A 23,055-nucleotide genomic window follows, 5' to 3' on the forward strand; every position below is an offset into this window, starting at 1 on the left:
AAGAATTAAAACAAAACTAAAAGGATTGTCCCCTGTGCAATACAGAGTTCAATCCTTAGTAGCTGCTTAATATATTTGTCTAATTTTTTGGGTTCAGTTCAGTAATGGTGGTCTTTTTTAAATTGGTAAGATTGTACTAGGTTGAGCAAAAAAATGGAACCGAAAAAGTTATTTCTAATGAGGATAGCCTTCTTATGATGAAGTTTCATTCGGTGAATCTGCAAGCAAACATAAAAGAAGGAAAAAATTACGATTTTACTTTACGTGGATATAGAGTACCTATACTTTCATGGTTTCCAAATTTAGATGGTGCCGAACCACAAAATTAGCACTATTCTTTAATAAAAAATCCTACTCATTTTTTAATGAGTAGGATTTTTTATTAAAGAGCTATTTCGTATTAATTTGTGCCATCATTTAATATGCTATTTTTAAATGTTTTCCAAATTTGATAACTTATTATCTGAATTTCTAAATTCTACAAAGCACTATCAATTAAACAATTATTAAATATATCTTCTATCTAAAACATCGTATTATCATTAGCTGCTTCACTTGGAATCTCTTGAATTACATCCCAGTGTTCGACAATCTTTCCATCCTTGATACGAAATATATCCACTATAGCAACTCCCTTATCTTGAGAATTAGTACGAGAATGTACATGAAGAGCAACTGTATCCCCTTCAGCTACTACACGTTTAATCTCTGCAGAGGAATTAGGATTTTTAACAAAATCCTCCTTAAAGAAATCCATGAAGGCTTTTCGTCCATCAGCAACAAAAGGATTATGTTGCTTATAATCTTCGCTAACATATTTAGGGATAATATCGATATTATGTTTGTTAAAAACTTCATTATAGAAATCAACTATCATCTTTTTATTCTTTTCATTTTCTTTTACTTCTTTTGATACAGAAGCGACATTTTCGCTCTTTATTGAGTTCCCTTTGTTATTACCGGTGGAAGCTTGATATACCAAAGTCGAAACTACTCCTAAAATAAATACAGAAATAATTGTTATGATTAAATTTTTCTCTAATTTCATATATACCTACCTCTTCTACTTAAATAAGTTTTCTTCTATAAAAAGCTTGAAGAAGGAGAAACCTTCCCCAAAATGTAATGTCAGGGATAATGTTAGGAATTTCATTTATCCTAACCTCCCCCTATACAAGGCATATTAGAAACGATTAACTCTAACTTAATACCTCATTAACAGTTGCACTGTCCACAATTTGAATAAACTTCTTAACCTTATCGTTCTCATCAAACTTATAAAGATGACAAAAATCTGCTACAAATGACTTCCCTGTAGCTTTATATGTTCCACTATATTTTCCATAAACGATAACAGTATTGTTATTAAAAGCATAAATTTCATCTTTAGCGCTATAGTCATCCCATTCCGTGCCAAGACGTTCATGTACGTTTTTCACTACTTCATCTGGACCTATATAAGTACCTGCATATGGAAACCCAGCAGCTTCTGTCCAAGATACATTTTCACTTAAATACGTTTTGAACGCATCCAATTTCCCTTCGCCAGTTAACACATACGTTTCATGTAATAGTTTTTGATATTTATTCATATCATTAACCCCAAGGCATTTCTTTTGTTACAACTTTTGCACTTAATTCTAATACACCTTTATTTGCATAGCCTGGATATGCTGCTTCAAGTTTTGCCACAAAATCTTTTGAAGTTCCACTTTCCTCAGAAGCTTGAACCGCCGTTCTTAGATAATCTATTGTCGCAGTAAGTGCTTGATTATTTAGGGATTTTTCGATTGATCCATGGCTAGGCACAATTATGTCAGCATGTAATGCTTGTAATACTTTCAAGTTCTCAATCCATGCCTCCATATCCGCTTTTGAGCTAGTATCCGCTAAGAATACATGTATTTCGTTAAATACATCGATACCACCAATTAATACTTTTAGTTCTTTATTAAATAGGCTAGTCCTGTAATGATCTAAGCCTACTAGTTCAAATGTTAACCCCTGAAAATCAATCGCTTTTTCTTTAAATACTTGAGGTAATACCACGTTACTTGGTGCATTTTCTCCAAGGACGTCTTTCCAAACTTTTAATTTCCCTAAGACAGAATGAACGATATGTTCAACAGTAGACTCTGTTGCATACGCTATAGCTTCTGGGTAAACGGCTTTAATGCTCTCTAATCCAAAGTAGTAGTCTGGATCCCCATGAATAATAAAGATTTTATCTAAAGATAAGTTGTTTTTTTTCAAATACTCTACAATTTCTTTCGAATCAGACTGCGTAAATTTTGAGTTTATTAAAAATGCATGTCCTGCTTTCTCAACTAATGTTGCTGTGACCATAAAGCTTTTTTCGTCCGAACTAAACACCGTTAATTTCACATCTTTTTGATTTGTATCGATTGTTTTAAACATAGTATGTTATTCTCCTTTTGTTAAAGTTATTAACTAATTATCATATTTTTATCTTGTTCCGATAAAATCTCCCACTCCCATTTATCTGAAAGTGTAATAGTACTGGCGAATATTCCGGAGATGAATGTCAGGTGGCCTAAGATAACATGTTTGCTACTGTATCCTAAATTTTCTTAATATAAATTTTTAAAACGCGCTTCAATTTTATCCGGTGTCATTACGCCACCACCAATAGGAATAATTTGATTATCCTTTTGTAAAAGTAATGAAGGATAGCTATTAACACCAAGCTGTCGAACTTTATTGAAATCATTTTGGACATCTATTATTGTTTCTTGAGCGTTTAAACGTTCTAATACTTGTTCAGGGTCCAAACCATGCTCGATTGCAATCTTGCGATATGTTTCAGGATCACTCAGACTTTGTCCCTCATAATAAAACGCTTTTTGCATAGCCGAAGTGAATTCTAATAAACGGTCTGGCGCTAATGAGCGTAAAGCTGAAAAGCCAATTGCAGCATCGTTCGAATTCATTTTAAAAGTCCCTTCCTCCACCAATTTTTGATAGGAAGGACCAAATTCAGCACCTGTAAGTTGATTAATTCTTTTATTTCCTTCTTCTATATATGAGAAGTTTTTTATTGGTAAATTATCTAAAAATAACCCTCCACATAAAACCGTTAATGGTACTTCAGTGTGGTTTTTGTAAAATCCTTTAATACTTTCTGAAAAACCATAGCACCATCCACAATATGCATCCCATACGTAAATAAGATTATCTTGTTTCGTCTCCATTTAAATCTCCTACCTTTTTTTATTATCCAGCTCAACTAAATTTTTGGTTTATATAGGTACATCTTTTTATACCTTGTTCTTTTTTAGATACCTTACTATATTTCCCCAAAACTAATATTTCCAAAGAAAGATCCACCAAGGTTTTTAACAAAAGATAACATTGCACCTTATTGCCCCGTAACAGAAAATACTAAAGCTTGGAATATGCATTGATTTGAATGTGTTAGTAACTTTCTACACCGGGTGGCAACGTATGGACCACCATCCTTAATTAAATATATAAATCATATTTTTAGCAGATATTAGTTGTAACTAAATTAATTACATCTTTATGTAACTATTTTAGTTACAACTAATATAGAAGTCAATTCTTTTTTTCGAAAACATTAAATTTCTACATTATAACGAAATTCTGTGTTAACTTGTAAAAAAAAAAGAGGAGCCATCTCCTCTTCATAAATAAACACTATTTAATTTGTTCCTTATACTCATGGTTAACAACTACATACCACTTTCCTGTATCAAATTTTTCTTTATTAATCACGTAAACTTTACTTTCTCTCATTACCTCCCCTGGTTTTAATCCCTTAGTAATAGTAGAGGTCTCGGCTTTTTCAACCGCATAACTACTAGCTGCCAACACATCACTTTGGTAAGCATTATCATTTTCATCCACTAAATCCACTGATGGTAAAACGGCTAATTTCATCGGTTCGTTTGTGATATTTTTCCCTTCTGCTTCTACAACAATAAAGACATGTCCATCTTCAGGCTTTTGGAATCCTATACTTTCTTTACCAACCTTATCTCTTTCTACAACTCTTTTTACAGTTACATCAAATTTAGGTGTATGAAAATCCTTGTTTACAGCATACTCTTTTTCTTTTATTTTTGATTTCTCTTTTGTTTGTTCTGTATTTTTCTGCTTTGTATTCTCTTTCGTTTTCGCCTCATCAGTTGTTTCCACTTTCTTTTCTTCTTGTTTAGAATTGGTTTCTTTAGATTCTGAAGAAGTTTTGTCGGATGTATTACCGCAACCAGATAAATTGAATACTAAAGCGCCACCTAAAATACATGTAGTAAATTTTTTCAACATCTCTTTTATCCCCCAATAACACGATATGTAAATTCCTTACTTATCATAGCAAAAAACAAGATCTTAAATTGTTGCATCTTGTCTAATGATTAAGAATAATCAATTTCTTTTACGTAAAATAAGAAGACCACGAATAAGTAACCTCGTAAAATGAGTAAAAAAACTAGCAGCTTACAGAAAATCCCTCTAAAATGATTGTTATATATACTCGGAAATGTAGAATGGGATTAAAGACAAAAAACACATTTAGGAGGTTATCATGACATTTGATGAACTGAAAAAAAAACAAACCAACAACCCAATGGATTGAGAATGATGAAGGTGGGGAATTTTTCACTGAAGAAAATATAAGTGCAACAAATAAAGTTCTTGATACTTACATAAATAATTTAGAGCAATTGGGAAAAAATCCAACTGAAGTTGAAATAATGCATGTTGTTAAAGAGGTTGTTCTTAACATAAATGAATTAAATGACGAACATGACTATTTTATCGAAACAATGGAAAGAGAAGATCTCTATGAATTTATCGATACAGCAGCAAGAATAGCTGGTCTAGAATCCGAAGAAGATATAACAGAAGAATGGCGAGAATGGTAAAAAGTTGCCCCTCTAATAATTAGAGGGGCAACTTTTTTCATATACCAATTGAATGAATGATTTGATGTCCGCACAGAATTCATACATTGCAACATAATATTAAGAGGATTCAATTATAAATACTAGCACACCCATCCTGACAAAAAAGACCACCAAAAGGCAGTCCCTCAAAACTCAATCCTATTCCCAATCCCGCACTCCACCGCTTTCTCATACAAATACTTTGCAACAATAATATCTACTACTGCCAAACCAACTGATTTGAAAATAGTAATCTCTTCATTATTTTCGCGTCCAGCTTTTTCTCCACTTATAATTTGACCAAGTTCAGCGTGAATGGCGTTTGCTTTGAATAGACCTTCTTTTATCGGAACTTGAAGGTCTCCTGTTTCGTCTAGTGCTGCTTCTTTTGATTCGACTACTACTTTGTTTGCTCCCGCGATGGCATGGGATGGTAGTTCTTGCATGTTCGGTTTGAATGAGCCGACGGCGTTTATGTGGACGCCTTTTTGTAGTTTTTCTGAGAAGACTGGTGTGGATGCGTTCGTAGTTGTGACGATGATGTCTGCTTCGCTTATTGCTTCATTTGCATTTGTGTGAACATATGCAGGTTTGTTGAATCTCTCTTGTATATATTCCGCAAATGCATACGCCTTTTCTTCTGTGCGATTGTATAAGATGACTTTTTCGATATCTCTAACCGCAAATATTGCTTCAGCAATTCCTTTCGCTTGTTCACCCGTGCCGATAATGCATAAAGTTTTTGCGTTATGACGAGCTAAATATTTTGTCGCTACTCCTGATAAGGCGCCTGTTCGAATCATCGTTAAGTAGGATCCTTCTAAAAGTGCGAGCGGTTCTCCCGTTTGAAAGTCTGATAGCATCACAATCCCGTTTATCGTTTTCTTTCCTACCTTTTTGTTCTCGGGGACTACTGTTACTACTTTTAAGCCAAGTGCCTCAAGCCCTTCCGCTACTGAAGGCATAATTAATGCCGTATTTCGCTCGTTCGCAAATGGTAATGAGCCCCTTATTGGTGTAATCGTTCTTTCTGCGGAAAATTCTTTTAAAGCAAGCGCCGCGTATTCAATAACTTCATTCATATTTACTAAGTTTCTTTGTTCGTTCGCGCTTATGACTAACATATCTTTCCACCCCCTCCTTCTATCCTAACAAAAATCCACGGTTCAAATCATCTCTCGGGTCTACAACGAACTGATGAAATCCTGTAATAAAGGCATGCCCCGTTACTTTTGGAACGACAGCTTCATATGTATCTACTGCGGTTACCGACAATACTTCCCCCTCGAATTTCCCGTCAGTAATGCATTCATGGACGAAAATTTCTCCCTTTTGTAAAGCATCTTTTTCAAAAAGAGTTGCGATTCTTGCGGAAGTTCCTGTACCGCAAGGAGAACGATCTACTTGCCCATCAGCAAAGATTGTTACATTTCGTAAAGTTGCGTCTTCTCCTTTCGGTTCATCTGAGAAAATAACGCCGTATATCCCTTTTACTCCTTCTTCAAGTGGATGCTTCACTTCCATTTTGCTCTCAATGTAGTGCTTAATTTTACCGCCCCACTTTTGAATAGCAGATAAGTCTTTGAAATCGACTTTCAAGCCAAATTCTTTACAGTCTACTACTGCATAAAAAGCTCCGCCAAACGCGATATCTACTTGAAATTCATAGTCATCTATTTTAATAGGAACGTCTTTCTTATATACAAAAGAAGGAACATTTTCAAATGATACGGACTCTACTTCGCTCCCGTTATATGTTGCATACGCAATGACTTCCCCAGCAGGGCTATCAATAATGAACTGTTGTTTCTCACCTGTCACTTCAAACATGCCTGTTTCAATTCCGACTGTAATAACAGCAATAATGCCATGACCACACATCGTACTCCATCCTTCGTTGTGCATAAATAATACGCCAAAATCAGCGTGAGCACTCGCAGGCGGAGTAATGATACAACCGTACATGCCGTGATGTCCTCTCGGTTCATACATAAGAACTTCGCGAAGATGATCCAAATGTTCCATGCAGTACGCACGTCTTTCTAGCTGCGTGTCTCCTTTTATTTCCGGCACGCCACCTGTAATAATTCGAAGCGGTTCCCCAGCTACGTGAGCATCAATTGTTGTGTACACTTTACTAACCTTCATTTCTATCTCTCCCCTATATGTTGATACTCTTTTTATTGCAAATATCATGCCAACGCATAGGATATAAATTTGTATACATTGTTTAAAAAAGCATACATTACTGTCTATTTTTTTATACACTGTCCAGAGGCTATGTTATGGAGCCCCTTGATACAACCAGTCTTATTATTTTCACTGGAAAGTTACTTCCACCCCCAACATATACTGTTCAAAAGCAAAAAGGAAGTGATCCCATGTATTACGGAACAAAGGGCTGGTACGTAGCTGAACTAAAAAAATTAGGCGTACGCTATCATGAAGGACGAAAACTAGAAAGTTACCGCGGACACATATTACGCAATTTATTAATCGCACAACAAGAGAAATTAAAAGAACAGTAACATTCTAATGTAACGATATCGGCGATTCTCGGAATATATCAGCGATTCAACACAATATATCGGCTATTTTTTAAATTTATCGGCGATTCGACATGCAATATCGACTTACCGACAAATTTCGCTAATTCATCTACCTAAACCACCAACCAATTACACATCAATACAAACAAAAAAGGTCACCCAAACGGGTGACCTTTCTTTCTTATTCACAAACAAGAATCTGTCTAGTAAATGATCCTTTTCTTGTAATACAGCGATCTGTAATTTCGAATCCTGCTTCATGGATCATGTCGTCCATTGTTTCCATCGTGACAACGACTACTTTTTTCGCGATGCGGCGTGCACTTGAGAGAATTGATAGTTGATCTTCTGGTGTGGCATGCGTAAATAAGTCGTACGGCATATCGATAATGGCAACGTCGTAGTTCTCAGTAATTTCCTCGATCGGCCCTTTTGTTACTGTTCCTTCAAATCCGAAATGTGCGATGTTTTTTCTCGTTCCAAGAACTACAAGTGGATTTATATCTCTACCAACGATGTTAATCCCCATAGAAAGTGCTTCTACTACTACTGTTCCAATACCGCAGCACGGGTCAATTGCTCGTACTCCCTCTGGATTTGGTACAGCGATATTTGCAACTGATCTCGCAACACGTGTGCTAAGAGATGTCGAATAACTATGCGGTTTTTTTATGTGATGATACCAAACTGGTTCGCTTTCTACATAGTGCCCGAAGTACCAGCGTCCTCCAAGAGGAACAATCCCGAATACACGCTCTGGATTACGAACATCCGCTTCTCCTTCAATATGCATGCCGAGGTCTCTTTCAATAAGACGTCTTTCTCCATATTCAATTTTATTCTCTCCAACAAGGTCATTGATTTTAACGAAGATGACTTTGAACGTCGCTCCCGCCAAATCAATTTGTTCCACTTGTTTTAAAATGCTTTCTAAGTCGTCCCCTTCATACATAACTTCAATTCGCTCTTTAATAAACGCACTTCTACTCGGGTCAATTTTGACATCACTTTTTAAAATATTAACGTGGGACTCCATTCCAAAGAACGAGCGCATTTCCAAGTAACATAAAGCACGCTCCTCCTCACGAAATGCATACGTATATATACAGGCAGGTGTTTTACTATGATTATTCAATCTATTATCATCCTCTATCGTTTAAAATTGTTATGATTACAATTACTCAAATACTTTTCTTTTGTATATAAAATTAAATGATATCATATGCCGGAAATAAAGAGAAACGTTAATAAATAAAAGAGACTGCCAATGGCAATCTCTTATTATTTATTAACGGAAAGAAGACACGTTGTTACCCATTTCTTCATAGTAATCTAAAATACCTTGATAAATAGCTTCCGCTGCACTTTGTCTCTGCGCTGGTGTAGCTATTTTATCTGCATCACTTTTATTATCTACAAATGCTAATTCTGCTAATACAGCTGGCATTGTATTTTCTCTAATTACATATAAATCGCCTTTTTTCACACCACGATCTTTTGTTCCCAGTGCATCTACAAGACGCTCTTGAATTTTTTCTGCTAGTAAACGACTTTCTGATACGTTAGGATTTGTTCCTCTTGCTGTCGCTGATTCATAGTAGAACGTTTCTGTACCTTGTCCATTTTTCTCTTCCGTGCCATTACCATGAATACTTACAAAAATATCCCCATTATTTTTTTGAGCAAATTCTACACGTTTCTTTAAAGAATCAGAAGCACTTGTTCCTGGACGTGTATCATCTGTACGAGTGAATAACACAGTAAATGGTGTCTTTTTCTCAAATATTTTCTGTAATCGTAGTGATACATCTAATACAGTTTCACTTTCTTTCTCATAATAACCTGGATTACCTGAATCCGCTCCCCCATGACCTGGATCAATGATAATCGCTTTTCCTTCTAAGAAGTTACCTTGCTTCACTGGATTTAATTGATTTTTATTAACCCATTGGAAACCAGCGCCCATGCGGATACGAATCCAGCTGCCGTTCTCTTCAATAACAGTTACTTGTTGTGCGTTATGTGTTCCCATTATTTTTGAAGAAGAAGAAGCTTCTGCATAAGTAGTGAATCCTTCATTAATAACTTCTGTTTTCTCTACTAAAGGTGTCCATTTATCACCTTTACTTGTTGCAATTTTGATCCATCCATCTCGTTCTTCTTTAATTTCAACCATTTGTGGATTATGCTGATTTGCACTAATCCCAGAACTTAATGATGGTGCGTGATATGTAATGAATTTTCTATCTATGTACATTTTCTTTGTTTCTACTGGACGATCACTATTCTTGCTAAATTTATCTGTTTGCGCAGTAAGTTGAGCTGCTTGTTCACGCGTAATAGAATCATTCGGTTTCCAGCCATCCTCTGTACCTAAAGAAAGTTTTAATTCTACTAAAATATTAACTTCTTCTTTACCCCAATGATTCTCTAAATCAGCAAATTTTGTAGGAACTGGTCCTGTTACTTTGCTTTTCAGATTATATGCTCTTACAAGCATAGCTGCCATTTCAGCACGAGTTACTTTTCCTTCAGGATCAAATACTCCTGGTTCTCGCCCTTTAATAATATTCTCTTTTTCCATGGCTGCAATAAATGAAGCTGCCCAACTATTTTTTGCATCATTATAAGACGGCTTTGCATTTGGATCTATTTTAGCACCAATTGCTGTTGCGATAATCTTTGCTGCCTGAGCGCGTGTTAAATTTCCGTATGGCATAAAGTTACCATCTGGCATACCGTTAATTACATTTCTCTCTACTAAATAATAAATTGCGTCTTTTGACCACGCACTATCTGAAACATCAGGAAATTTCTTCGTTTCTGCTAAACTACTAATTGGATGTGCTAGTAAATTTGCTGCTAATAAACCTGCGGCTATTGCTTTGTACTTCATGAAAAATAAATCTCCTCTCAAAACTTCATATTCATTCATTTTTTTAATCAAGCTAACTAAAAAATATTAACTATTAATTAATTCCTTTCATAGTGTATAACATTATATATCTATAGTAAATACGTTTCCGGCCGTATAACAAAAATCGCATATATATAACTTATAATGAATGTATATAAAAAACTTTAATCAGCCCTCACTAATCGGGCTTTTACGGGCAGCCCGCCCCCATCTAACTTTTTTGCTTTCGCTGAATTTTGAGGTAGGGGTCTTACTGCCCGGCAAATAGCGGGATAAAAAAGCGATTAGGACATGTCTCCTAATCGCTTTGCCAAATAAAAAGCTGATTAAAAATAATATCTTTAATCAGCTCTCTATTATCTATGAAATTATTCTTCAATTAAATTAGACATTACATATGCATACACTAATGCTTCTGTATGCGCAATAGAACTTTCATGCGTACGTTCAAATGCGTGGGAAGAATCAATACCCGCTCCAATTAACGCATGTTTCACATCAAATCCCGCGCGAATCGCAGCTGATGCATCAGATCCGTAGTACGGATAAATATCTACTTTATATTCAATATGATTCGTTTTCGCAAGCTCTACTAAATGTTTGCGCAGTGCATAATGATACGGGCCGCTAGAGTCTTTTGCACAAATAGATACTGTATATTCATCAGATGCTTGTCCATCACCTAACGCTCCCATATCAACTGCTAAGTATTCAACAGTTTCTTCTGGAATGTTAGAGTTACCACCGTATCCAATCTCTTCATTATTAGAAATTAAGAAATGCGTCGTATATGGTAATGTTATGTTTTCATCTTGTAATCTTTTAATTAATTTTAATAAAATTGCAACACTTACTTTGTCATCTAAATGACGTGATTTTATGTATCCACTCTCTGTAATTTGAACGCGCGGATCAAATGAAACGAAGTCTCCTACTTCAATTCCTAATTCGCGTACTTCATCAGCTGAAAATACGCGCTCATCAATACGAACTTCAATATTTTTCTCATCGCGTTTTGCTTCACCTGCATCTTTATATACATGTACAGATGTTTGATGCATTAAAATTGTTCCTGTATACGTCTTGCCACTTGATGTTTCAATTTCGCAATATTCCCCTTCTACGGAGTTCCAGCGAAATCCACCAATCATAGAAAGACTCAGGCGACCGTCAGGCTTAATTTCTTTTACCATCGCACCTAACGTATCAACGTGTGCCGTTAATAAGCGGTGCTGTGCATCATTTTTCCCTTTTACCGTTAAAATAAGAGCTCCCTTATTATTACGTTTCGTTTCTACGTTCCACTCACTGACATAGTTTTCAATGAAATTAATAATTTTTGCTGTATTTCCAGATGGACTTGGAATAGAGACAAGCTCCTTAATCAGTTCCATCGTTTCTTTCGCATGATGTGCCATTGTCGTTTCCTCCTCTTTTTCTCTACTATTCAGTATACAAAATTCACCAGAAAACCTCTACTTATATAGCTTAATTTTCTAAATTGTAGTAAAATTCTTTTTAGTATATAAAAGGAGTTATAAAATATGAATATATCAAAAAAATATATACACATTGCACTCATTTGGTTTTTAGCATCATTATTTTGTTTACAAATCTCTTATGCCATTCACACTACTACTTCTATTACAATCGGCTGGATATTAACAGCTATCTTCTTCATTATTAGCTTCATTGCAACAAAAAAGCATAGCGTTACTCATTAACGCTATGCTTTTCCTATAAAACTATTCTTCTGAAATGTCTAATAAATAAATACCTCTTTCAAATCCACCGCGCTCTACTTCTTTTTTCTTACGAAGGCGTTCTACATCTTCAATCGATGCACCTTCTGCACGTGCTAATGAAATGATAACTTCTAGCGCATCCGCAAGAGAATCTAGCGCATGTTCGCGTTCTTTCATAGAAGCAAATTCACGAATTTCTTCCGTTCCAATTTTCGCTAAAGCCTGTATGTATGCTTGCCCTGTTAATTTTTGTGCTGTATACGTTTTTCCAGACATTAAAATCTTCTCTGGAACACGATCTCTTACTAACTTGTTATATGCTGACATCATTCATCCTCCTATATTTAATAACATCCGAGCTCTGCTTTATAGAAAAACCATTTTTTCTTCACGCACGCACTTAACATATCAATTCCTGATCCATGTGCTCTTACATGTGGAAAGAAATAGTGCTCTAAGTCTTCGTCCTTACCATATAGAGTTTGATACTCATCTGAAATCGCTTCTTTTTTCACATCTTTTTCTTTCGTCACCCCGTCAGAAAATGCAACACTTGGATGTCCCTCAAAAAACAACGCAGTCCGAACTGCCAAAGATGGTGTACTATGCAAAGCAGAATATGTAAGCAAAATAATAGTAATAACACCGATCATTTTCTTCATGTATTACTCCTTAAAAAAAGTGCTAACACAATTATACTAAAATGTGTTAGCACTTTCTCCCCTTTATCCCGAATTAACGAGCTAATAATCAGTGAGGAATGGACAAAATCCTCACTTCACTTTATTCCCCTTTAAATGCTGGTAAACGTTTCTCTAAAAACGCAGCAATTCCTTCTTTATGATCCGCTGTTTGTCTCATTGCATATTGACCACGCTTTTCTAATTGCAATGTTTGCTCTAAATTAGAGCGATTTACTTCACATAAAATTTGCTTCGTTTGAATCATTGCTTTAATCGGTTTTTGTGACCATTCATTAATTTTTTGTTTCACAGCCGTTTGGAAATCTTCGCCGATTACTTCATCAATTAAGCCGATATCAAGCGCTTCTGTCGCTGATAACTTCTTACCTTCCCAAATAATTTGCTTCGTCATATTTTCACCGACACGCTTTTGAAGGAAGAAATGACCGCCTCCATCTGGAATTAAAGCGATTCCAATAAAGTTCATTGCAATAACAGATGATATATCCGCCATTACATAATCAGCTGTTAACGCAATACTTAACCCAAGACCTGCAGTCGGTCCATGAATTGCACTAATAACAAGCTTTGGCATCGTATATAATGTCACGACAACTTCAGAAATGGTATTCATAATGCCATCAAACTTACTTTCATCATTACTTGAAAGCATCGATTTAATATCCCCACCCGCAGAAAAACCACGGCCGTTCCCGCATAACACAACGATATGCGCAGAACTTTCCGCTACTTCTTTCAACTTTTGTAATAACTCTTTTAAGGTCGGCTCATCCAACGCATTTAACACCTCTGGGCGATTGACCATAACCGTTGCAACGTGGCCTTCATATTTCACAACGACAGATTCTGTTTTACTTGTTATTTCCATTATATATACCCCTCTTTTCTCCATAAAGATTATACTTATATAATTATAGAAAACCACTAAAAAATCCTTCTTTTTTCTCAATTTTCTGTCTAATAATCTCGCAATTTGTACATTTACCGTATAAAACATACAATTCCGTTGAAAAATATAGAAATTAAAGTCGGTTTATCCATGCTTTTCATCTATTTACCATTACAATGAAATGGTGTATTCTTAAGTTTGATAAAAAACAAATATTGAAATTCATTCGCCTTACTATGTAAAAAAGGCTTTATACCCATCTTTTGGGTGTTGTAATAAAGGAATGAAGAACTGGAGGAACATATGGTTAATAAGTTGAAACAAACGGATAACTACTTCCCACATTTCCTATTGCTATTCATTGTGTTTCAACCAATTTTAGATTTATTAACATCTTTTTCAATCTATATACTACACATGAGCGCAACAGTTGGAGTTGTAGTCCGTTTCGCCTTTATGCTTCTTGCATTAGGGTACCTACTTCTTCATCACAAACAACAAGATGCGAAAAAGTACATCCTCTATTTGTGCTTACTCGGGATCGCACTCGCAATCGGTCTTGTAAATAATATGATGGTTAAATCTCCAGTTTCATTTGGAGAAGAAGTTAAATTCATCTTAAAGAGCGTATATCCAATTGTGCTACTGTTTGGATATATTATCGCCTTTAAAGAGCTAAAAAATAAAGAGTATGTATTCCATAAAATCATTACATATTTCTTATATGCAACTTTAATTTTAAGCATTACAATGATTGTCGCAATGCAAACTGGAACGGATTTCCCAAGCTATCCTCACTCAAAAATCGGTTCAAGAGGTTGGTTCTTCGCTGGAAATGATTTAAGTTCTCTTTTCGCCATTATGTTCCCAATCATTGTCTTATATTCGATTCATAAAACAACTTCTTTCTCGAAAATATATTACTGGATTCCAACAATACTTGCGATGTATGCAAGTATTATGGTCGGAACGAAAGTCGGATATGGCGCAATTGTTATTACATTAGGCGTAGCACTTTTCTTCTCATTCATTGAATATATGATAAATCGTAAAAAAGAAGGAAAAGGATTCACACATATTGTAAATACCGTTGTTGTCGCAGTTATACTAGGAGGTTTAATTGCTCTTACACCGCATACTCCTATCGCAAAAAATATGGGCATTCACATGCAAATATACGAATACAAAAAATCAGTACAAGAAGAGAAAGATCGAAAAGAAGGAAAAGTAATTAAAGCAGATCCAGAAGATGCAAAAAAACATGCAAAAGGTGAACTTACAGATTCTGAAGTAAAAAGTTTAATTTACAGTGATCGCGACAAATTCTTAAAAACATACAAACAATACTATAAAGACGCACCGCTTTCACAAAAACTATTCGGAATGGGTTACGCTGGTAACTACACAGATAAAATTAAATTAATTGAAATGGACTTCCATGACCTATTTTTCGCCTTTGGAATTGTCGGTTTCCTTATTTACTTAATACCTCTTCTATACTTTGGTATTAAATTATTTATCCGCATGATCACAAACTTTAAGAAAATCATGAAAGTAAAGTATATGCTATTAGCGAGCACACTCGTTCTATCACTTGGCATTGGCTTTATGTCTGGCCACGTATTAACAGCACCAGCCGTTAGTATTTTCTTCGTTGTTATACTCGCTTATATCATTGTTGATTTTGAAATTGAATAAAAAGAAGGTGCTACGAAATATTAGTAGCACCTTCTTTTTTATTTAATTAATGTTTTACGTATTCTAAGCTTTCTTTTGCAATATACGCTTCTGTTACAGTAGGATTATCTGAAATAACTTTAACCCACGCTTTTCCGTTTATTATCTCTTCACCAGTAACTGTGACAACTACATTTGTATTTAAACGATACAGTCGCTCATTTGATATACTAGGATTCTTTTTCACTTCCACGTTATTCATCACACGTGCAAGTTTGTACTTGTTGTATTCTTTTTTACCTAAATAAGAATCAAAACGGTTCATATGCCCCGCTACTTTTTTACCCCAGTTCGCATCAGATGCATATTTCGCATTTAAACCAGCAGCTTTATCACCTGTATATGTTGCTGTATAACGCCAATGTCCTGGATTTAAATATCCTTCATTCATGTATAATTTTGCTGCATGTTCAATACAATCTTCTTTTGAATTGAATGCTTCTCCGTTACCATACGGACTATCGTCTGTTGCTTTTAAACCAAATAAATTATTTTTGTCTTTTGCAAGAGCGCTTGTTCCATAATAACTTTCATGAATTGCTAATGAATATAAGAATAGTGCATTTACATTATACTTGCTTTCTACTTCTTTAAATTTCTTTCCTAAACCAATTAATGGAGAGTCTGGCTTAATCGATTTCACATAACTATCTAGTTGTTCAGCTGTATAATCTGTTTTCGAACGTAATGATAAATAATTGAAATATTGATAGAAAGTTTCGTCTCCAAATGTCTTTCCATCTACACTATACATTTGCTGTCCTTGCTTCATAAAAGAAGGTGCCACACCATATCTAAATTCTGTATATCCAGGTGAACTTGTATTATATGTATAATATTTATGGTATAAATATCCATCTGATTTCACATAATAAGACGACTGTTTCATTTCATTTGTAGGAATTAAAGTGATTTCATTCTTCTTCACATAACCTGTCAAACCAGAAAGTTGGACTTTCACACGATCTTCGCCAACTTCTAACACTTTCAATTCTGTTCCATACTGAATATACGTATATACTGTTGACAAATTCTCATCATAAATATTAATGATGTTTTGCCCAGTTATTCTTTTCGCACTTGCAAAACCATCTTTAATCCATAAAAATTCGTTCTCGTATTTTACCGCATTCATACCTTTATTTTGAGCAGCCGTAACCGCTTCTTTATACGTATTATAGCGCTCTACTTCTTGCTCTGTTCCGTTTTCTCTTACATTTGTCACAACATATTTCTTAGTTTCTACAGGATTGCTATTTCCGTTTTTTTCAATCGTCTGAAGCATGCGATCCAACATAGCTGAAGCCATCCCTCTTGTAGCTGATAAATGTGGTCTAAATGTATTATCTTCTGGATACCCTTTAATAATTTGAGTAGCCACCATAACTTGTACATGCTCTTTATAGTTAATACTATCTTTATCAGTAAAGGTAAGCGGACTTACAGCTACTTTAATATTTTTATAGTCTAACGCTCGCTTTACCATTATCGACATTTCTTCACGTGTAATCACATCATTTGGTGAGAATGTCTCGTTCGTACGACCATTAATAATTTTCGCTCCATATGCTCTACTTACACCATCATATAAACCGTAAGTCTTCGGCACATCCTCGAAATTCGAATCAGCTTTCGGTAAATTTAAAGCCCTTGCTATGAATGTAGCAAACTCTGCTCTTGTTACTAATTTATCAGGCGCATATACATTGTCTCCATACCCCATTAAAACTCCTTTAGTAATAAGTGAGCGCATATTCGTCTCAAACATATGTCCTGTAATATCATCATTTGCCGCATAACTTGAAATAGGAGTTAAAAGTAATGATCCCGTTAATGCCACTGCTGTTATACCTTTTGAAAAAGTCTTCAAGGTTATCCTCCTCGTAATCTACGAATTTATTATCACAAATTTGATTATATAATAATCACAATCATTTTAGCATAATAAATAGGAATTAAAATAAAACGTTTTTTAATTAGAATTTTCATTAAATTCAAAACAAAACAAAAGACACTTTACTTTTTTAATAAAGTGCCTTTTTCCATATGATCAATGAGTTTCTTTGTTGCCTGTTTGCCTTGCAACCGAAGCTCATCTATTGTCAATTGTAACTCTTGCTGCACAGTTCCTTGTTGCATTAATTGCTTTTTCGCAATTTCATATAAATACTCAGCACTCCATTCGCCATCCACACTTCCTATAACTGGCTGATTCACTTGACTTAAAAACGAATCAATTTTCGGATCGTATGAAATCCCGACCATTGGAGTTTTGGCTACAGCAGAAAAAACTAGTGCATGAAGACGCATACCAATTAGTAATGAACATTGTGATAAAATGAATATTTTCTCGTCGATATCCATTTTATATGGAAGCATATACGTCTCTTCTCCCATTAAGTCTACTACTTCACGTGAAGCTTTTTGATCAAATGGCTCATGCATTGGAACAAATAGAATTTGGTATCCTTCTTGCTTTAATTTTTTTAATGCCGCAGCTAATTTTTTTATATAATCTTCTTTTGCATTCCAATAACGCACACTAACCGCAATTACTTTTCCATGTATCGAATGCTTTTGCAACCAATCCGATTGTTTTGTCCGTTTCCATGTTAAAACAGGGTCTGGAACAATTTCAATATCGTTTTTTATGCCAAGTTCTTTTAAATATAAAAACGAATCCTCATCTCGAACTGATACATAGGAAGCTTTTGACAAGTTCCATTTTACTAATAGACGATTATATCCTTTTGTAATTGGACCTATTCCTTGTGAATAAATATAATACGGCTTTTTTAATAATCGAGCGAGTCCCATAATACCCGTATAATATAGAATACTCTTCGTACTTGTCTGATCTTGAAGAAGGCTCCCGCCACCGCTAATAACTCCATCACTGTTTTTTATCGCATGATAAACAGCTTTTATATCCCAGCGATCTACCGATTCTACACCATACATTTCCTTTGTATATTTAGAATCATTTGATAGTACTACTAGTTCTATATCCGGGTTCTCTTTACTTAACGATTCAATAATTGATTGTAGAATCGCCTCGTCTCCAACATTATAAAAACCATAATATCCTGATAAGACTAAACGCACCCTAAATCTCCTCCAAAACTAGGTAACCGTTTATTTCATCTAACATAAACTAGTACCCATTCCTTACCTAAACACTTGATACCCTACATAGTTTCCTCTTTATCAGTTCATATGAATTATAATAAAAAATTAAATTTCTATATTTATCTTTTCAAAAATGGTATTTTGTTTATTGATATCCATTTTAATTTCAAAGCACATACACCATACAAAATGGTTGTAATACTTAATGCTATACCACTGAATAATAACGTCATAATTCTTGAAGTTGTAACATCTATCACATTACATAATTCATACAATCCTAGTCCCAAAATACATGCTATTGCTAGCACACCGAAAAAGCTTTTTAAATGAATAGAATAGGCAATATAGCTTCGAATATACAAATGATTTACAATACAAATCAATACGTAAGTAATTAATGTACTATACGCCGCTCCATCTATGCCAAACTTCTGCACGAACATCATGTTTAGCATGACTTTCACACAACTCGCACCAATAACAATCCATGCAGCTTGTGCAGAACGGTTAATGCCCTGTAAAACACCTATTGATAATACCATAACCGCAGTAAAATACGAACTGCCAATCATAACTGTTAACATACTACTGCCTTTTACGTCTGTGAACAATCCGACATTTAACGGTACGGTTAATGCCATCAACCATATTGTTAACGGTGCTGTCAAAACATGCGCTAGTCGATTTGTATTTTGAATTGTTATTTTCGCCAAATTTATATCTCTTTTGGCCAATGCGGAAGTTAAGAGTGGTATTAACGGAAATACAATTGCACTTGCAAAAATAACAATTATTTGTGTGAATGCAAAACCGCGACTGTATATTCCAAATTGTTCTTGAATTTCTGTTGATGATCCTTGTAATACATGCGGTATTGTAAGCGAGTCTACTAAATTTAAAAGTGGCATTGATAAAGCTCCGATAGCGATTGGGATCGATACCCGCAATATCTTTTTGCCGTTTTCTCTTAAATCTCGGAGCGAATAGGAATTGCTTTTATTGTAGTATGGACTTCTATTATATTTTATACGCAAATATATAAGCGAACTAATGACTCCAAGAAAAGAGCCAACCATCGCCCCACTAGTAATAACAGTATTACTCTTATCCCATGATACTAGTATGTAAGCAATTATTAACATAAAAAACACACGTACAAATTGCTCAATGACCTGTGATACCCCTGTTGGTTTCATATCACCGAAACCTTGAAAATACCCTCTATACACCGCCATGTATGGCGCAATGAGTAATGCTAATGAAGTAATAAGCAACGGCATTCTAGTTTCTTGTCCACCGAGCATATTCGCAATTTCAATAGAAAATAATACAATGACTAAACAGCCGAAAACGCCAAATGCTATCCCAATAATTGACGCTGATTTAAATAATTTCGCAATTTCCTTTTGCTTATTTTTTTCGTTCAACTCTGCAATTAGTTTCGAAATTGCAAGTGGAACTCCGGCTACCGATAATGTAAGAGCAATCATATATACAGGAAAAACAAGGCGAAAAATACCGAGCACTTCATCTCCTGCAATATTTTGTAATGGAATTTGAAAAAAACTACCAAGCAATTTTGACAAAAAAGTTGTAATGGTTAAAATTGCTGCTCCTTTTACAAATGTTTTATTCATATTTTTTCTCTTTTCTTTTATACATATACTCTCAAACATATTGTTTTAAGCGATAGGGATTCATTTTATCCCATTGGTTATCATAACAAATTTATTATAGGTTGAATACTTGGTTTTTTTTTCAAAATAGAAAAGCGAACCCATTTAAGCCTGTCTCTTCACAATATTTTTCTAATTCCTTCCATTATATATGTACACACTATAAGCGTTTCTGTTACGCCAAAAGAGCCCTTCCTCTCTGTCACTGCGATACATATTACTAAAAACATTATAAAAACATCCCACAACTCTACATTATAATTTATGTAAAATTGTGAGATATTCTAATTACTATCTAAACACTTAAGATTTTCAATTGCTCTTTCTGTTCATCGCTTGCCATTACTGCGATTGTTTTTTCAATACTCGGATGTACTTGCTCAAGCTTTACACTTGCTCCTACTTTATTTGATTGCTCAACAAAATTTAATAATGCCATAGCTCCTGATACATCCATATAACGCACATCTTTCATACGTAAAACAACCGGTGACTTCACATCTTGTAAAGTAGAGAAAATACGATCTACTGATAGGAAAGAGAGCGGCCCTTGAATTGTGTACGTTTCTTCTTTTTCTTTTACGATAGAAGTTTTACGCTCTTTACATTTCACCATATATATGATGAACGAAAGAATAATACCGAAGGCAACAGCAATCATTAAATCGAACTTCACCGTTACAATCATCGTTACGAGCATAACAACGACATCACCTTTAGGAGCGACATGCATCTTTTTCATGCTTCCCCAATCGAACATTCCAATACCAGTTAAAATTAAAATACCTGATAATACAGCAAGTGGAATATATTGTACGACCGAACCAAGACCCATAATAAAAATAAATAAGATAACACTATGCATACATGCCGAAAGTGCCGTTTTACCGCCACTTCTTATATTCACGATAGACCTTACAGTCGCACCTGCACCTGCTAATCCGCCAAACAATCCGCTCATCATATTACCGATACCTTGTCCAACGAGCTCTTTATTACTTTTATGACGTGTACCTGTCACATTATCCATTACGACCGATGTTAACAACGAGTCAATCGATCCTAATAAAGCAATACTAAGCGCTGGTAAAATAAGTGCTGCTATTCCTGTTCCACTTAAAGATGGAATATGAAGCGTAGGTATCGCTTCTGGAATGGTTCCAATCTTTTCAATTACTTTATTTAGTGAAAGATTTCCGATAATCGGTAACTTTACTGTAAGTCCTTCGAGTAGAGAAGAAAATAAAGGAAGCAAAGCTGTCACACCGACTAGTGCTACTAAACTAGACGGAATCGCCTTAATCCATTTGCCAGAAACAATCATTACAATAATCGTTAACACAACAAGTAAAAAACTATTTTGTACGTGCTTTATTTCGCCTAAAATAATGATTAATGCAATACCATTCATAAATCCTGAAACGACAGGATACGGAATATATCGAACGTAAGAACCGAGCTTACATACACCGAATAAAATTTGAAATAACCCTGCCATCATAAAGGCAATAAAACTTGCCTCTAACCCGTGCGTCGCAATAACTCCTGTTGCAATAACGGTAATTGGTCCAGTTGGCCCTGTTACTTGCCCAGGTGTCCCGCCAAATAACGCTGCGAATAAACCTGCAAAAATCGCACCATACAATCCAACAAGCGCTCCCTCAGACGTTCCTGTCGCGGCAATACCAAATGCAATCGCAAGTGGTAACGCAACAATCGCAACAGTAAATCCTGCTAAACATTCCTTTGCTATTTTTTGAAACATAAAAAAACCACCTTTGTATAAAGTCCATGTTCCATTGTACACCTAAAAAGATACATTCGTTAGCTCACTTTTTACATTCTCGTGACGTAAACGTATTCAACGAAAAGTTTTCCCCTTATCTTTGGAAACAATTGCAACTATGCTATAATGAACAAATTAAATCTTTTACTATATACTTGGAGGCACTATGCTAACTTTTGAAGAAAAATTATCGATTATTGAATCTTTCCCAGAACTAGAAAGAAAGAACGTATCATTAAAACGTGTAAACTTCCACTTTGAAGAAAGTCGTTTAGATAAAAAGAACGTTGTATTTCATTTACACCCAAATGGAAATGGATTTGTATATGCAAGCGGTATTAAAGGTTATAAAACAGATGATAAAGGCATGGTTAACATCCGTGAGTTTTCAGCAGAGGAGTTACGTTCAGTAATTGAGAAATCAATTGACCTTCTATCACAAGAAGAGGTAGTAGCACCTGTAGAACCTGCGAAAGAAGAAGAATGGCAGAACGAAGATGGTCATATTCTTACTCTTATTTCAGAGGATGACATGTGGAACGTGTACGCTGGTGTAAACTTAGACGGTACATTCAACTCTTATCCAGAAGCTGCGGAATACCTTGATGAAGAAGGCTTTTCACGCAAATAAAAATAGAAACCTATTTCATTCAACGACTTTTATAGTAATCAAAGAAGACACTTAAGGTGTCTTTTTTTGTTATATAAACTCCTTTCTCACACTATCTCTACTAATTTTCATAAAATGATTCAGAGGAGGTTTATATGAATACGACTGCTAAATTAATAAATTGGAAAGAACATGGCGATATGATTATTCTAGAATGTGAATTAAATGGAAAACGCTTCGAGATATCAACATATAAACAAAGAATATATAATGCACACCTTTTATCAGATGACGTTTATATTCGTTTAGACTCATCTGATAATATAATTGGAATAAATATTTATAAAAAGTAAGAAAAGCCCCCTATTCCGTAGGCGGGCTT

General features: G+C 35.0%; 23 protein-coding genes and 1 pseudogene. 7 read left to right on the forward strand and 17 right to left on the reverse strand.

The window, feature by feature from the left end; all coding sequences use genetic code 11:
• Positions 1-194: 194 nt before the first annotated feature.
• Positions 195-329: a hypothetical protein gene (locus tag ES895_RS30000; RefSeq protein WP_000975275.1), complete on the forward strand. Its 135-nt coding sequence runs from the start codon at positions 195-197 to the stop codon at positions 327-329.
• 194 nt (positions 330-523) lie between these two features.
• Here the strand turns inward: ES895_RS30000 and ES895_RS20415 are convergent, their stop codons facing one another.
• The 5 genes from ES895_RS20415 to ES895_RS20435 all read right to left on the reverse strand — a co-directional run bounded on the left by ES895_RS20415 (position 524) and on the right by ES895_RS20435 (position 4,308).
• Positions 524-1,048: a nuclear transport factor 2 family protein gene (locus ES895_RS20415; protein ID WP_135238602.1), complete on the reverse strand. Its 525-nt coding sequence runs from the start codon at positions 1,046-1,048 to the stop codon at positions 524-526.
• Positions 1,049-1,199: 151 nt separating this feature from the next.
• Positions 1,200-1,592, reverse strand: a complete 393-nt coding sequence (locus ES895_RS20420; RefSeq protein WP_001046361.1) for a nuclear transport factor 2 family protein — start codon at positions 1,590-1,592, stop codon at positions 1,200-1,202.
• Between the two features lie 4 nt (positions 1,593-1,596).
• The gene (locus tag ES895_RS20425; RefSeq protein WP_135238603.1) at positions 1,597-2,418 is read right to left on the reverse strand and encodes an MBL fold metallo-hydrolase; all 822 of its coding nucleotides are present in this window, start codon (positions 2,416-2,418) and stop codon (positions 1,597-1,599) included.
• A gap of 173 nt (positions 2,419-2,591) precedes the next feature.
• Complete coding sequence (locus ES895_RS20430; RefSeq protein ID WP_135238604.1) at positions 2,592-3,212, reverse strand: DsbA family protein; 621 nt, start codon at positions 3,210-3,212, stop codon at positions 2,592-2,594.
• 466 nt (positions 3,213-3,678) lie between these two features.
• On the reverse strand, positions 3,679-4,308 hold the full coding sequence (locus ES895_RS20435) for a hypothetical protein (RefSeq protein WP_074593257.1): 630 nt from the start codon (positions 4,306-4,308) through the stop codon (positions 3,679-3,681).
• A gap of 259 nt (positions 4,309-4,567) precedes the next feature.
• On the opposite strand from ES895_RS20435, the pseudogene ES895_RS29820 reads away from it, so the two are divergent.
• Positions 4,568-4,907: pseudogene (locus tag ES895_RS29820) on the forward strand (hypothetical protein).
• A 167-nt stretch (positions 4,908-5,074) separates the two neighbouring features.
• Here the strand turns inward: ES895_RS29820 and ES895_RS20440 are convergent.
• Together ES895_RS20440 and ES895_RS20445 are read right to left on the reverse strand one after the other, a co-directional pair.
• Positions 5,075-6,052, reverse strand: coding sequence for an ornithine cyclodeaminase family protein (locus ES895_RS20440; RefSeq protein ID WP_098582197.1), 978 nt, complete (start codon positions 6,050-6,052; stop codon positions 5,075-5,077).
• 19 nt (positions 6,053-6,071) lie between these two features.
• Positions 6,072-7,076 (reverse strand): proline racemase family protein, encoded by a 1,005-nt coding sequence (locus tag ES895_RS20445; RefSeq protein ID WP_135238605.1) that lies wholly within the window; start codon positions 7,074-7,076, stop codon positions 6,072-6,074.
• Positions 7,077-7,213: 137 nt separating this feature from the next.
• Here ES895_RS20445 and ES895_RS20450 point away from each other — a divergent pair, with 137 nt between their 5' ends.
• A complete protein-coding gene (locus ES895_RS20450) occupies positions 7,214-7,456 on the forward strand; it encodes a YflJ family protein (RefSeq protein ID WP_016109314.1) in 243 nt (80 codons plus the stop codon).
• A gap of 202 nt (positions 7,457-7,658) precedes the next feature.
• On the opposite strand, the gene ES895_RS20455 is transcribed toward ES895_RS20450, so the two are convergent.
• From ES895_RS20455 to ES895_RS20465, 3 genes are all read right to left on the reverse strand, one after another.
• On the reverse strand, positions 7,659-8,612 hold the full coding sequence (locus tag ES895_RS20455) for a TRM11 family SAM-dependent methyltransferase (protein ID WP_001059308.1): 954 nt from the start codon (positions 8,610-8,612) through the stop codon (positions 7,659-7,661).
• Positions 8,613-8,765: 153 nt separating this feature from the next.
• Positions 8,766-10,373, reverse strand: a complete 1,608-nt coding sequence (locus tag ES895_RS20460) for an N-acetylmuramoyl-L-alanine amidase (RefSeq protein ID WP_065704777.1) — start codon at positions 10,371-10,373, stop codon at positions 8,766-8,768.
• 389 nt (positions 10,374-10,762) lie between these two features.
• Positions 10,763-11,812 carry a M42 family metallopeptidase gene (locus ES895_RS20465; protein WP_000930027.1) on the reverse strand — a complete coding sequence of 350 codons (1,050 nt, stop codon included), beginning with the start codon at positions 11,810-11,812 and terminating at the stop codon, positions 10,763-10,765.
• A gap of 126 nt (positions 11,813-11,938) precedes the next feature.
• Here ES895_RS20465 and ES895_RS20470 point away from each other — a divergent pair, with 126 nt between their 5' ends.
• On the forward strand, positions 11,939-12,118 hold the full coding sequence (locus ES895_RS20470) for a hypothetical protein (protein ID WP_001027083.1): 180 nt from the start codon (positions 11,939-11,941) through the stop codon (positions 12,116-12,118).
• A 21-nt stretch (positions 12,119-12,139) separates the two neighbouring features.
• Here ES895_RS20470 and ES895_RS20475 read toward each other — a convergent pair whose 3' ends face one another.
• From ES895_RS20475 to ES895_RS20485, 3 genes are all read right to left on the reverse strand, one after another.
• Entirely contained in the window at positions 12,140-12,466 is a 327-nt protein-coding gene (locus tag ES895_RS20475; RefSeq protein WP_135238606.1) for a nucleoside triphosphate pyrophosphohydrolase, read from the reverse strand.
• Between the two features lie 17 nt (positions 12,467-12,483).
• Positions 12,484-12,801 carry a hypothetical protein gene (locus tag ES895_RS20480; RefSeq protein ID WP_135238607.1) on the reverse strand — a complete coding sequence of 106 codons (318 nt, stop codon included), beginning with the start codon at positions 12,799-12,801 and terminating at the stop codon, positions 12,484-12,486.
• A gap of 121 nt (positions 12,802-12,922) precedes the next feature.
• Positions 12,923-13,735 carry an enoyl-CoA hydratase gene (locus ES895_RS20485; protein WP_001999174.1) on the reverse strand — a complete coding sequence of 271 codons (813 nt, stop codon included), beginning with the start codon at positions 13,733-13,735 and terminating at the stop codon, positions 12,923-12,925.
• A gap of 300 nt (positions 13,736-14,035) precedes the next feature.
• Here ES895_RS20485 and ES895_RS20490 point away from each other — a divergent pair, with 300 nt between their 5' ends.
• A complete protein-coding gene (locus tag ES895_RS20490; protein ID WP_000247535.1) occupies positions 14,036-15,430 on the forward strand; it encodes an O-antigen ligase family protein in 1,395 nt (464 codons plus the stop codon).
• Positions 15,431-15,476: 46 nt separating this feature from the next.
• Here ES895_RS20490 and ES895_RS20495 read toward each other — a convergent pair whose 3' ends face one another.
• The 4 genes from ES895_RS20495 to ES895_RS20510 form a co-directional block, all read right to left on the reverse strand.
• Positions 15,477-17,339: an S-layer homology domain-containing protein gene (locus tag ES895_RS20495; RefSeq protein ID WP_000847506.1), complete on the reverse strand. Its 1,863-nt coding sequence runs from the start codon at positions 17,337-17,339 to the stop codon at positions 15,477-15,479.
• Positions 17,340-17,485: 146 nt separating this feature from the next.
• The gene (gene csaB / locus ES895_RS20500; protein ID WP_001241591.1) at positions 17,486-18,574 is read right to left on the reverse strand and encodes a polysaccharide pyruvyl transferase CsaB; all 1,089 of its coding nucleotides are present in this window, start codon (positions 18,572-18,574) and stop codon (positions 17,486-17,488) included.
• A 143-nt stretch (positions 18,575-18,717) separates the two neighbouring features.
• The gene (locus tag ES895_RS20505) at positions 18,718-20,238 is read right to left on the reverse strand and encodes a putative polysaccharide biosynthesis protein (RefSeq protein WP_001043998.1); all 1,521 of its coding nucleotides are present in this window, start codon (positions 20,236-20,238) and stop codon (positions 18,718-18,720) included.
• 334 nt (positions 20,239-20,572) lie between these two features.
• Positions 20,573-22,042, reverse strand: a complete 1,470-nt coding sequence (locus ES895_RS20510) for a SulP family inorganic anion transporter (RefSeq protein ID WP_000486650.1) — start codon at positions 22,040-22,042, stop codon at positions 20,573-20,575.
• A gap of 187 nt (positions 22,043-22,229) precedes the next feature.
• Here ES895_RS20510 and ES895_RS20515 point away from each other — a divergent pair, with 187 nt between their 5' ends.
• Both ES895_RS20515 and ES895_RS20520 read left to right on the forward strand, forming a co-directional pair.
• A complete protein-coding gene (locus ES895_RS20515; protein WP_000954998.1) occupies positions 22,230-22,694 on the forward strand; it encodes a hypothetical protein in 465 nt (154 codons plus the stop codon).
• Between the two features lie 134 nt (positions 22,695-22,828).
• Entirely contained in the window at positions 22,829-23,026 is a 198-nt protein-coding gene (locus tag ES895_RS20520) for a hypothetical protein (protein ID WP_001098260.1), read from the forward strand.
• Positions 23,027-23,055 lie beyond the last annotated feature (29 nt).

Origin of the sequence: Bacillus sp. 007/AIA-02/001, assembly GCF_004634455.1 — a bacterium.
In the GTDB taxonomy this organism is placed as follows: Bacteria; Bacillota; Bacilli; order Bacillales; family Bacillaceae_G; genus Bacillus_A; species Bacillus_A cereus.